Source organism: Halomonas sp. ND22Bw, assembly GCF_003011945.1.
GTDB lineage: Bacteria > Pseudomonadota > Gammaproteobacteria > Pseudomonadales > Halomonadaceae > Halomonas > Halomonas halophila.
Genome location: NZ_PXWD01001290.1, coordinates 1 through 255 on the forward strand (window position 1 = coordinate 1; position 255 = coordinate 255).

Sequence of the window (255 nt, forward strand, 5' to 3'; positions counted from 1 at the left end):
GCCAGTCCAGTTCGCCGTCCAGGATCAGGATCGGACAGCTCCGATGCGCCTCGCCCACCTGTTCGATCACCGGCGGTCGCGGCTTCGCATGGTCCAGATAGACCACGTTCAGCGCCTCGCGCAGTCGGGGATAAAAGGCCAGCACGCCCTCGATATAGGCGCCGGGCGGGCAGAACCATGGCCCGCCCTGATCGTCATGCCAGTCGGGGTTCAACAGAAAGAGCGTCTCGGCCATGCCTCAGCCTATAGCCGATG

General features: G+C 64.3%; 1 protein-coding gene. It reads right to left on the reverse strand.

The genetic code is table 11. From position 1 onward, the window contains the following. On the reverse strand, window positions 1-235 hold a 235-nt coding region (locus CVH10_RS22340; RefSeq protein WP_106489436.1), incomplete at its 3' end, for a DUF3088 family protein. Between the last annotated feature and the right edge of the window lie 20 nt (window positions 236-255).